At 33.6% G+C, this 11,187-nt stretch carries 10 protein-coding genes and 1 pseudogene; 3 read left to right on the forward strand and 8 right to left on the reverse strand.

Going from position 1 to position 11,187, the window contains the following annotated elements:
• The coding region (locus G9F74_RS28865) for a DUF7852 domain-containing protein (RefSeq protein WP_165406396.1) at nt 1-518 on the reverse strand (518 nt) is incomplete at its 3' end.
• Nucleotides 519-1,066: 548 nt separating this feature from the next.
• The gene (locus G9F74_RS28870; RefSeq protein ID WP_000638740.1) at nt 1,067-1,837 is read right to left on the reverse strand and encodes a GNAT family N-acetyltransferase; all 771 of its coding nucleotides are present in this window, start codon (nt 1,835-1,837) and stop codon (nt 1,067-1,069) included.
• 340 nt (nt 1,838-2,177) lie between these two features.
• Here G9F74_RS28870 and G9F74_RS28875 point away from each other — a divergent pair.
• Nucleotides 2,178-2,375 (forward strand): annotated as a pseudogene (locus G9F74_RS28875) (isochorismatase hydrolase); the annotation flags it as partial.
• Between the two features lie 386 nt (nt 2,376-2,761).
• On the opposite strand, the gene G9F74_RS28880 reads toward G9F74_RS28875, so the two are convergent.
• Nucleotides 2,762-3,541: a BC_2878 family exosporium-associated protein gene (locus G9F74_RS28880; protein WP_016108593.1), complete on the reverse strand. Its 780-nt coding sequence runs from the start codon at nt 3,539-3,541 to the stop codon at nt 2,762-2,764.
• Nucleotides 3,542-3,796: 255 nt separating this feature from the next.
• Between G9F74_RS28880 and G9F74_RS28885 the strand changes: the two genes are divergently transcribed.
• A complete protein-coding gene (locus G9F74_RS28885; RefSeq protein ID WP_001062729.1) occupies nt 3,797-4,117 on the forward strand; it encodes a hypothetical protein in 321 nt (106 codons plus the stop codon).
• A 55-nt stretch (nt 4,118-4,172) separates the two neighbouring features.
• Here G9F74_RS28885 and G9F74_RS28890 read toward each other — a convergent pair whose 3' ends face one another.
• The 5 genes from G9F74_RS28890 to G9F74_RS28910 all read right to left on the reverse strand — a co-directional run bounded on the left by G9F74_RS28890 (nt 4,173) and on the right by G9F74_RS28910 (nt 9,702).
• Nucleotides 4,173-5,708 (reverse strand): MDR family MFS transporter, encoded by a 1,536-nt coding sequence (locus G9F74_RS28890; protein WP_016108594.1) that lies wholly within the window; start codon nt 5,706-5,708, stop codon nt 4,173-4,175.
• 24 nt (nt 5,709-5,732) lie between these two features.
• Nucleotides 5,733-6,440: a hypothetical protein gene (locus G9F74_RS28895; protein ID WP_016108595.1), complete on the reverse strand. Its 708-nt coding sequence runs from the start codon at nt 6,438-6,440 to the stop codon at nt 5,733-5,735.
• Nucleotides 6,441-6,458: 18 nt separating this feature from the next.
• On the reverse strand, nt 6,459-7,169 hold the full coding sequence (locus G9F74_RS28900) for a polymer-forming cytoskeletal protein (RefSeq protein WP_001258574.1): 711 nt from the start codon (nt 7,167-7,169) through the stop codon (nt 6,459-6,461).
• A gap of 13 nt (nt 7,170-7,182) precedes the next feature.
• A complete protein-coding gene (locus G9F74_RS28905; RefSeq protein WP_000106212.1) occupies nt 7,183-7,806 on the reverse strand; it encodes a YhbD family protein in 624 nt (207 codons plus the stop codon).
• A gap of 159 nt (nt 7,807-7,965) precedes the next feature.
• Nucleotides 7,966-9,702 (reverse strand): ABC transporter substrate-binding protein, encoded by a 1,737-nt coding sequence (locus tag G9F74_RS28910; protein ID WP_016108596.1) that lies wholly within the window; start codon nt 9,700-9,702, stop codon nt 7,966-7,968.
• 101 nt (nt 9,703-9,803) lie between these two features.
• Here G9F74_RS28910 and G9F74_RS28915 point away from each other — a divergent pair, with 101 nt between their 5' ends.
• The gene (locus G9F74_RS28915) at nt 9,804-11,045 is read left to right on the forward strand and encodes an MDR family MFS transporter (protein ID WP_001016142.1); all 1,242 of its coding nucleotides are present in this window, start codon (nt 9,804-9,806) and stop codon (nt 11,043-11,045) included.
• The last annotated feature ends 142 nt before the right edge of the window (nt 11,046-11,187 follow it).

The following is an 11,187-nucleotide window of genomic DNA, read 5'->3' on the forward strand; positions in this document are numbered from 1 at the left end:
AAGAAGTATTTGTCTAAACGTGGTAGATCACCATTTTTAGGATTAATAAAGTGAGAAGTAGTATCTGAGGAAGCAGCCACTATAGCTAGTGATAGAAAATCACCAGCTGTTAAATCAGCAAAACCAGAAAATGGAACATTAGCAATGCGGTCATATAGCACTCCATTACACTCGTCATTTGCATATTCAATATTTTTACGAATATATCCTTGTACAAATAACTTTGCTCTTGTAACTCGACGGTAAGGTGTTCCTGGTACTGGTTCGAATGCTACAGGAACTAACTTACATTGTGTTAAAAATGCATTTTTTAAGATACGTTTAATTTCAACCGCTGGAGGATCTAATGAAATATCAGATTCTACAACAATTTGAATTGTTCTTTCTGCTAATACAACCGGTATTTTTACAATTGGTGCTCCCGGAGTAGTAATTGGCATTGCAGGTGCATCACTTAATGGTGTTTGGGTTTGTCCTACTACCTGACATGGTACATTAATTGGACATTGTTCACTCATATTTTATAATCTCCTTTATAATAAAATTTAGAGTTTTTTAACTCTCTTTACTGTATATGTACTTTTTCTATTAATGCGTGGGTTTGTATCATAGTCACTTTTATCAATTGCATAGTAAAAGCTTCAATTCCTCTTGATAGTTAAAAATACATAAATTAATATATGGAGCCTATACTGATATCTACCTATATAAAATAGAATTTCTCGACTTTTTTATGATAGAGCTAATAGGTGTTCCAAAATTAATTTTTCAAGAGTCTTTTATTCTACCTAACAAAGAATACATTTAATAAGAACCATCTGCCAACTTAATACTATCCACAAAACAGAACATCACGACTATTGTCCCCTTTATAAAAAATAAAAACCGGCTAAAAAAGCCGGTTTTTGTACTCAATAGATTATAAAATCTCCTTATTATTGAAATAATCATTTTATCCCCTAATATTTCCATAGGAGTTTTTAACAATGCTATCGAAACATTCCAGTCATTTGTCTTTCCCTTTTTAAATTCTTTATTTTGTACAACTCTTACAATCTCTGCTCATTCATCTATTATCCACAAAATAAGTATCATACGCCTTATCAAAAACATATCCTAGCTTTTCTGCTAGTTTGGCAGATGTCGTATTCGCTGCATCCCAGTTTGGGTATTTTCCCTTTTCTAAACAATCCAATATTAACGCTGCACTCACTACGGTCGCCAAACCTTTTCTTCTATGGTTCAGATCCGTCGCAACTTCAATTTCTATCCCCTTATCGTAAATACTATACGAGGATGCACCGCATATAACTTCTCCATTATACAAAATGCTATAACCTATACCTCGATTTAAATAATCTTCTACCGATTGAAATTGACTTGTAAAGTCTTCAGAAAGCTTATGTAGTGTAGAATTATTTGCAATATGCTCATCTATTCTTCTTAACTCGTATCCTTTTGGAAGTGTTGATATAAAAGATTGTAATTTTGAACGATTAAAAAATTCCGAATTACGTTTGAATTTATAGCGTAAAAACTTATCTATTTTTCTTTCATAAAATGTTTCTAAACGCTTTTTCCATTCTTCACTATTTACGATTACTAACATTTTTTCAGGAATATTACGTAATAACTCTTCTGTTTCTTTCACATTTGGATCTCCAGTATAAAATGTGAAAATCCCTACTGTAACTTGTGCTACTGTTGGATTTTCAAGATCGTTTACCCAGGCTCTTCCCATATGTCCTTGTAAATAAGAAAGTAATATAACATTATTAAAATCTTCGAACATGGAAACTAATTTTCTTCTAGTATGTATATTCGCTTCATATATCATTTACATTCCTGCTTTCTACAAATCAATATAACTCTACATTTTCATGAGGTAACTTATACCCTTTTTACACATCCATTTATTCGGCATATAAGCAAACACCCCTTAGACTTAACTTTCATATAATTATAAATTATTCACAAATACAAAATCATTATAACATCAAATCAAAAAATAAAAATTCACTTTTTCAATTTTAAAATATATATCTTATTATCCAAATAAAACATATTTGTTGATAAAATTTTAACATATACCCAATCCAGTCGAATCACTGTAAGATTGATTTATAAATAAGCTTTTTAAGGGGGATTATAAAATGACTGATTTCTATTCTCGTCTTTCAAAAAGTGATGCCGCTCTTATGCGTATGGCTCATGGCGGGGTTCAACTAATGAACTGGTTTAGCGTTGCAGCAGAATTACAGCGTGACTGGCGAAATGATGTTGAAGGCTTTGGAGCTTTACTTGCTAAACACCTTCCAAGTTATCAAAATATCATAGGAAGCTATATGAGAGCTCAAAAGGAATTTAGTAAATAAATTACTCAACTTTTGATTAAACATGCTATCAAGTTTGGATAACTATGTAAACACAATAAAAATAGCAACAGCTATGTACATAATTAAGAAAAGGGCTGCTTCAATAGCCCTTTTCTTAATTGCTTTATCAATATTGTATGCTCTTCCGTCACTTTATTTAAATCAATTACATACTATTCCCCTAGCTTTTCTGTAATGGCTTCTTTCATATTTTGCTGCAAAAGACCGCATTATAGGAGATTATCCATAACAAATCATAGTACAACTAACCACTCTATTTACTTCTAACACCGTACATACGACAAAAGTGATTTTCCCGCCGCTATAACGCTCCTATTATATGTAAAAACCCTCCTGTATTTTAAGAGGGTTAATCAATAGATACGTTATAACTCCTTCTTAGAAATAAAGGATTCCGTCTCAGCATTTTTATATACTTTAGTCAATTTAACAACTGATTTGTACGTGTTATCGTCATCCTTTATCATTTTTTTCAGCTCTTCTATTTCAGCATTACCAGTTCCACTCTCTATTTTTAAGCAGTTCGAAATGGAAAGGTATCCGCTTGATGCCAATATAAAAATAAAAATCGTATCAGGAAAATTAATAAATAACAATCCGTAGTTTAAAGGATCTCCAGCTGGATGCGATAAAAGCAGTCGAAAACCTACCAGTTCAGGCACTTGAACGAAATCTTTAGAAACAATTGCCTCACCTACTATAGTAATTTGCTTTACTACATTCCCGAGTTCATCTGTAAATTCAGTACATCTAGGTGGATTAATTGTGGTTGCTTGGAAAGACACATTTAATTCAGGATTGTTAAAATCAAAAAAGATTGTACTACCCTCCGTTAAACATTGCGGGCAAACATTTCCTAGCAAGCTAAAGTCCTCTTCAATATATTTAACTTTCGATTTACAACTACACACTTTTCCTATTCGAATTGCATCAATCTTTGAACAGTCTACAAATATTACCTCATTGTCTTGTTGTACAAATGATACAATGCCCTTCCTCTTGTTAAATGAAAGAAAATAAGATACATCGATTTCGTTTCCAGCTATTACGATACTTTCAACTTGAGTAAAAGGTTCTAGACTTTGTAAAAATTCACATATACTATTTTGACAACACCCACAATTTCGTTTCGGCTCGCAATCCACTTACATTCAATCCCTTCCCTATATGTTTTTATCTAATACATATAATATGAGCGGAAGATAAGAAAAGCTTGGACAATATAATATTAACGTAAGGAGATAGTTAACTACTCATTAGATTAATAAGGGAATTACACCAATTATAAGTAATAACACATATTTTTTACTATAAATACGTATAACAATTTCATCTTTCATGAAAAAAACGTTATAATAAGGTGTAGCCTCTACGATTACGTTATAAAGGAGATTAAAACAATGGCTAAAATTAAAGTATATCAAGCAAAAGAAGAAAATATGGACGCAGTAAAAAACATCATTGATGTTGAGGAACAAAACCCAACTGCTGAAAACTTACAAAATCTATACGCATGTGTATTAGAAACTGAAGATATGGCATTGCCTGAATCATACATTGAAGAAGATATCTTAATTGATTCTATGGAAGTTATGGTTAATGCTTCTCAAAGCAAACTAAGAGACTTAGGTACATATGATGTAATCGAAGTTCAAAACAAAGGTAAGAAAACACAAATTTTATTATTAGCAGACGAAGAATACGAAATCATCGAAGGCTAATTTAACACCGTACATACGACAAAAGCTCCTTTCAAATTTGAAAGGAGCTTTTTCATTAAGATTTTGATGTTTCACTCTTTATATTCTTTTGTTCTTTCTGCAACACCATGCGCTCATTTCCCATAAAGAAAATGAATACGAATGCTAAACCAGCTGGTACCAATGCCCACATGAATGTTTGAACGATTGAACTAGAAAGAGCGTCAATAATTTTATCTAATATTTGTGGCGGAATTTGAGTTCTAGCCGATTCTGATAAAATGGCTCTTGAATCTCCTAAAGCGTTTGAATTCATTCCCCCGCCCATACCTTTAAATGCTTCTTCTAATTGTTCTTGGAAACCTGTTCTTTGGATCATTCCGAAGATTGTAATACCAAGTGTCATACCTAATGAACGAATAAAGTTACTCGTTGAAGTCGCAGATCCGCGCTGTTCCATACCAAAGTTGTGAATTGAAGCCATGCTTAGTACCGAGAATGAGAAACCAACTCCGAATCCGATAATAATCATGTAAACCGTTAATATTGCCCGACTTGTTTCAGGCGTTAACGTGCTTAATAAGAATAATCCGATTAGCATAATAACAGCAGAAATAATCATAATGTTTCGGTAGCTAAGCTTTGTCGTTAAAAATCCGCCTAACTGTGCTGTTACGACTGACCCTAACATCATCGGTAAAAGTAACAATCCTGAGTTTGTTGCAGTCCCACCATATACACCTTGAATAAATAACGGAATGTACACAGTTGCTGACATAAATGCAGCTCCGTAACATAATGCAATAATTGTACTCATTCCAAACAAACGTTGTTTAAACATCTCAAATGAAATGATTGGCTCTTCTACTTTTCGTTCGATATAAATAAATGCGATTATTAAAATAGCGAATCCAGCAAATAAACTTAAAATAAAGCTAGAATCCCAATCATATTTTTGTCCGCCAAGTTCAAGTGCAAACATTAAAGAAACTACTGCACCAACTAAAGTAATTGCGCCGAACCAATCAATTTTTTGTTTTTTATGAACTCGTGATTCTTTATAAAAGAATGTAATAAAAATAAGTGCTAAAATGCCAAGCGGTAAGTTAATATAAAATACCCAGTGCCAACTAATATAATCTGTAATATATGCGCCAAGTAATGGCCCGAAAATACTTGATAATCCAAATACTGCTCCGAATAATCCACCCATTTTCCCGCGCTTTTCAGGTGGGAAAATATCAAACACGATAGTAAACGCGATCGGCACTAATGCCCCGCCGCCAATACCTTGAATGGCACGATAAATGCCTAATTGTGTAATATTTTCAGCAGTCCCACAAAGTGCCGAACCAATCATAAAGACGATTAAACCGAAAATAAAGAATCTCTTTCTTCCATACATATCTGATAGTTTACCGAAAATCGGCATACCTGCCATTTCTGCGACCATATAGGCAGAAACGACCCATACAAAGTTTTCAAGACCTCCTAAGTCACCAACGATCGTTCCCATCGCTGTTACGACAATGGTATTATCCATTGATGCCATTAAAATACCTAGCAATAAGCCCGCCACAATAAAGCCAAGCTTATTATTCTTCTCAACCATATCTCTTGCTCTCCCTCGCATTACTTATATTTGTTTATGTTCTTTTACGACTGCATTACCTTTTTGATTAAAACTAGTATGATATTCTACAACACTAATTTCACATCCAGGACCAATGGTAACGTTGTTTCCTCTTACTACTTCAGCAATTGTATGTTCTAAATAAATATCATCCCCTTCAACAATTAAAGTTTGGAGGTTTCCAGCATGACTAGTAAAAGGAATAAATCTTGATTTCTTACGCACTGTAATCTTTTTGCCACCGATTTCTCTTACTTTACTTCCTTCATAACGAAGTGAGATTTCAATATGTTCAGCATTAAGCAAACCATCACTTTCAAGACCACCAGTTAGTGATAATTCTTCTACTTCAATATCTCCCTTCACATTTAAAGCACCTTTCACATCTACGAAATCACCTGAAAACTTCCCTGTAACATCAATCATACCTCTAATTTTTGTTTTTTCAATATGAGCATCACCATGCATTTGTGTATTACCATATACTTTTACATATGCTGCATCTACATTTCCTTGTACTTCACTATCTCCATACACGACATAGTTTTTAACTTTCATATTGCCACGCACATCACTTGTGCCATATGTTTTAAACTCATTACAACTCATATCATTCGCAATTGTCCCTTCACCGCGAATCTTCACTTTGTTATAATCTCCGCCCGCTGAATTACCAGAACCATTTACTGTGAGACTATGTTGATGTTCCATACTGATTTCCCCCCTCCGTTAAACTTGCTTAATTTCTTTTACATTTGCGCTTTTATCAACAGTAATAACACCGCTATATTCAATCAGTTCAATCTCACAGTTCGGTCCTACTGTTACATTGTTTCCTCTTACTGTTTTTATGTGAGCATAATCAATATCGATATTGTCACCTTCTAACAATTCAGCTTCTAACTGCAAGCCAAATACTGATTTAAATAGTCTACTAAATGTACTCAATCTATGTCTTACTTTAATCGTTTGGCCGCCAATTTCTTTCGCTCTACATGTACCGTGAATATTTATATTAATCTCATCTGCGCTTAATAAACCACCGATTGTAAATTGTCCTTCTGAAGAAAAAATATCAACTTCACAATTCCCATCAATCGTCGCTTGACCGTTGATTTTAAATTCTTCACCCTTAACGTTTCCACCTATCGTACCTTTTCCTGCAATTTTTAAACTATTCGCCTTTACATCTTGTGTAATTGTTGCTTTCCCATCAATTCGCATCGTTTCTGTATTAACTGTACCATCGACTTTACCTGATCCACTAATTCTTGCGTTGCTACTGTTCAAATCACCAGTTACTGCACCATAACCATTACATTGAAATTCATCACATTCAACATTTCCGTTTACAGTGCCTTTTCCATTTAGTTGTACTTTATGAAATTCACCGCCATTGGATGAACCGTAACCATTTATAATTAAATTTTCTGTACGCATTATTTCTCCTCCACTACAACAGTTTAGTTTTTAATGCTTCGGTATACTTCATAATCGCTTCTCGTAAAATAATCTTCGTTCCCTTTTCAAAAATTAAATCCTCAATATTCGATACTAAGAAACATGTAGAAATCCCTATTTTTCGAATCATAACTAAATCACAATTTTTATGTTTGATTGCTTCATAATTTTCTCGTAAAACTTGCAGAACCATTTTACCTTCTTCTAAACTAACTTCTCCTGATTGTAGTAACTCTTCTAACATATACACATAAAGAATATCTACAAATCGAAAGTCTGCCGTTTTGTTCGTTTGCTCAATAAAAAATTGTAAAACAGGTTCTGATGTAATCCCTTTACGGATGAGATCTTCTTTCGTTAAAAGGATTTCTGTCACACTCGGTGAAAACATATTTGCTAATTCATCTAGTGATAAATCTTCTTTCATCGTTTGGATTTTATCAATACGCTCTAAAATCTTTTCTTTCGGAAAAAATGTCTCTTGACCAGTAAATGTTGACTTTCGTACAAACCAATCTTCCGGAATTAAATTTTTTCTCTTCCACCTATATAACTGTCCGTATGAAATACCTGTAAGCTCTAATAATTCTTTTTTTGAAATTAAATTTGTACTCAACTGTGTAACACTCCTTCCTAACAACAATGTAACATAACACTGTTACGCTGTAAATGGAATTATACTACAAGTAGCGTAACAATGTGTAAAACAAACTTCTTTCACATAGAAAAAAGGCTCTGACACATCTTCTGAAAAATGCGTAAGAACCTATATATATCAAGACTTAAACCATATTTCATAAAAATCAATCCAACCTTGCGAATTAATCATTATATTTTGTACTTTTTCATGAGTACTTACCTCTTGTTTGTTACGATATAAAGGAATAATATGAATTTGACGTAACAATGTGTCCTCAAGATCGCGTAACAGTGTAACTCTTTTCTCTACTTGTTCTTGTTTAAAATAAGGGGACAACATTTCGTGAAAGTTCATGCTGCTATGCCCATGAATAAAACTGTTTTTTGTCAGAAACATATATAGCAAACTATCTTCTATTCGTTCACTAATTGTTGCGCTATCATGCATGATATCAGCTTTTTGTATCGTACCTATTTGCAATAGTTCTTCTATTTCAAGAAAATTAATCTCTACACAAATTCCATACTTCGCACACTCTTTTTGTATCCATTGTGCATCTTCAACGTGATCTCGTCCTTTAAATGTATACAGTTGTAGCACTTCATTATGATAAATACTTCTTTTCATTAAACTTTCTATATCTTCCTCTATCTCTACTATGCTGGCCTTTGCTGATATTAGTTCCTTTGCCACTTCTCCACGTTCTCCACCGAGTTCTTGAACGATTATATCGCCATGAATGATTTTATATAACGCTTTCCGAAATAACTTATCTTGCATTGGTCCTTCTTTCGTAAGATTGCATGTTACATAAGTCACGTTCGACTCAAGTCGAGACAGTTCTTTATTATGTTTCTCTTTATCTTTATACTGTGCCTTTACTAAAACATCATATGTATCTACACTTTGTTCTACATTCCACAACTCAACGCGATCTAGAAAAGGTCTCTCACGAAAATATAAATGATGCGCTTCCAGTATAAACAGATCTTCATTACTTTTGTATAACTGAAAAGGTCCTGTCCCCATTAATTTTCCTGCTTCATCTTCACTTACGATAGAACACTGTTCTAAACTTAGCATATGTAAAAACATCATATTTTCCGTATGTAATTTAATTTCTAAAACATATTCACCTACTGCATGAAAACTTTCCACATGCTGTAACATCCATGCGTGCGGGTTGTCTACAGCTGTCATGAATCGATTCAATGAATATATAACATCATGTGCAGTAAGGCGTTTTCCATTATGAAAGTGAACTCCTTTTCGTAAATAAAATGTCCATATTTTTTCTTCATCATTATATTCCCAGTGAAAAGCAAGTCTCGGCTCAATAGCAGTTCTTTCTTCATTGATATATACGAGTGTATCAAAAATATGTTTAACCATATGACATTCCGAGCGCATTGTAGCGTAAACTGGATCTAAAACGATGTCCAGATTCATTTGTACTTGTAAACGGAGTACATCTTTTCTCCCTTCAGATGTCATTTCAATTTTATGACCAAATATAGAATCAACCCAAGACTGATATTCTCCCTTTACTGATGGAAAATGTGCGCTATAGCGTTCCACAAATGAGATCCCGCTTTTCACATCCCCTTTTTTCGTTATTTCTTTTCCTCTATCTAAAATCAATGGTGCCGGATGCTTTTTAAATATTAACTTAGAACGATTTCCTCTCCCGCGACCTGGAAACCAAGCGATCCAATGTAACTCTTCTAATTTTTTTATAATTAATTTACTATTACGCTCTGTACAAAATAAAGTTTCAGATATATTTTGCACTGTTATTTCAAATTGTTCTCCTTCTCGTTTCCCTTTCCCATAGGCAATCCATAGTTCAATGTATTGATCTAATATAAACATCATAATCCCCCTAAAAGGTGAAAAATACTCCCTTTTATTTCTACCCTTTTTCCATTTCTCCTTTCATCTTATCATTTCAATATAGAAAGGAGGAAATCATATTGAACCATCTCTTACTACGTTACAATAAACCGATTATCATTAGACTGTGTGGTGAATTATTAACCCGAACAACGGAATCAATGTTAGCCCTCATTATGATTATATACGTTAATAAGATGTTAAACGGCAATATAATGATGACTATGCTTATTTTCGGACTACAACCACTTTCAGACATTGTCTTTACACTTATTGCTGGAGGCGTTACTGATAAATATGGGAGAAAAAAAATTATGTTACTCGGCCTATTGCTGCAAGGTGTTGCAATCGGTAGTTTTATTTTTGCTCAATCCATTTTTATATTTGCACTGTTATACGTCATTAATGGTATTGGTCGTTCTTTATACATTCCAGCTCAACGTGCGCAAATTGCCGATTTAACAAAACAAAAGCAGCAAGCAGAAATTTTTGCTCTCCTGCAAACGATGGGAGCAATTGGATCCGTAATCGGTCCTTTAATTGGTGCTATCTTTTATACTACTCACCCTGAATATTTATTTATGATGCAAAGTATTACACTTATGATATATGCAATAGTTGTTTGGACGCAGCTCCCAGAAACTGCTCCAGCAATTACAACGCCAAAACAAACACTTGAAGTAGCATCATCTCCAAAACAATTTGTACACAAACATTACGCTGTATTTGGACTTATGGCTTCTACACTTCCTATTAGCTTTTTCTATGCACAAACGGAAACAAATTATCGTATTTTCGCAGAACATGTATTTCCAAATTTCGTATTCATACTCGCATTTATTTCAACTTGTAAAGCCATTTTGGAAATCATTCTACAAATTTTCCTCGTAAAATGGTCTGAACGATTTTCCATGACGAAAATCATCCTTATTTCTTACGCCTGCTATACGATAGCCGCAATTGGCTACGGGCTTTCAGCAACAATCTCGTCACTATTTTTCACATTACTCTTCTTAGTCATTGGAGAAAGTATGGCTTTAAACCATTTATTGCGATTCGTTTCAGAGATCGCTCCTACAGATAAACGTGGATTGTATTTTTCGATTTATGGCATACACTGGGATATATCTCGAACGTGCGGTCCTGTTATTGGTGCAGTATTATTAAGTAAACTAAACGGTAATATGCTATTTTATATTTGTGCATGTTTCTTAATAGTTGGAGGTATTGTTCAGGCACTTTTTGTTCAAAATTTAGAACGTAAAAAAATAAAGGGAAATGTCCAAAAAGATAATTCGCAACATACCCCTCAAGTTTTATAGGATGCTACTTTTTTAATAAATCGATATCTCTTATTGGATGAATTATAAAAAACGTTATCCTTCCCTATTGGAGTGAACCCTGAGAATGAGACGATAAAAAACACCTCTCTAAATCGTAAGTATCAGTTATGATTTTAATGGA

The sequence above is a fragment of the Bacillus sp. EKM202B genome (genome assembly GCF_011066025.1).
GTDB lineage: Bacteria > Bacillota > Bacilli > Bacillales > Bacillaceae_G > Bacillus_A > Bacillus_A toyonensis.